Annotated in this window: 1 tRNA gene and 2 rRNA genes; all 3 read right to left on the bottom strand. The window is 43.0% G+C overall.

The window, feature by feature from the left end:
* Positions 1 to 231: ribosomal RNA gene (locus J5V48_RS09815) — 23S ribosomal RNA — on the bottom strand; the annotation flags it as partial.
* Positions 232 to 455: 224 nt separating this feature from the next.
* A tRNA-Ile gene (locus J5V48_RS09820) sits at positions 456 to 532 on the bottom strand.
* Positions 533 to 605: 73 nt separating this feature from the next.
* Positions 606 to 677: ribosomal RNA gene (locus J5V48_RS09825) — 16S ribosomal RNA — on the bottom strand; the annotation flags it as partial.

Consider the following 677-nt stretch of genomic DNA (forward strand, 5'->3'; position numbering starts at 1 on the left):
TACTTTGGAAATCTCTTTTGATTTCTTTTCCTCAGGGTACTGAGATGTTTCACTTCCCCTGGTTCGCTTCTATACCTTTTGGTATAGATGACATTGCTGCCGGGTTGCCCCATTCGGATATCACAGGTTATTGCGCCCCTTATCGGCTCGCCTGTGCTTTTCGCAGATTAGCACGTCCTTCTTCGCCTCCTGACGCCATGGCATCCACCATGTGCGCTTATTCACTTGACCATACAACCCCGGATTGCTCCTGAAGTCGTATGTTCTCTTTTGCCGGAAAACATCTTAAGTCGCAATTTGCTTGTTAAAACCTTTTCCATTACTCAGTGACTAATTGAGTTTATTTTTTCAGCTTGTTTATGTTTTTAAAGAGCTTTGACCGATTCCTGGTCAAGAACTTAAGTCTTTTTTTTAAAACCTAACTTCTTGAACAGAAACTTTGGATTTTTTCTTAATGGTGGGTCTGAATGGAATCGGACCATCGACCTCACCCTTATCAGGGGTGCGCTCTAACCAACTGAGCTACAGACCCATTTCTTAATCCTTTGTCTTTTTATTTCAATACGAACTATCTGTGTGGGCTCTTAGAAGCAGGGATTCATCATAAAGGAGGTGATCCAACCACAGGTTCCCCTATGGTTACCTTGTTACGACTTCACCCCAGTCATAAACCACAC

Origin of the sequence: Succinivibrio faecicola (assembly GCF_019448115.1) — a bacterium.
GTDB classification, from domain to species: domain Bacteria; phylum Pseudomonadota; class Gammaproteobacteria; order Enterobacterales; family Succinivibrionaceae; genus Succinivibrio; species Succinivibrio faecicola.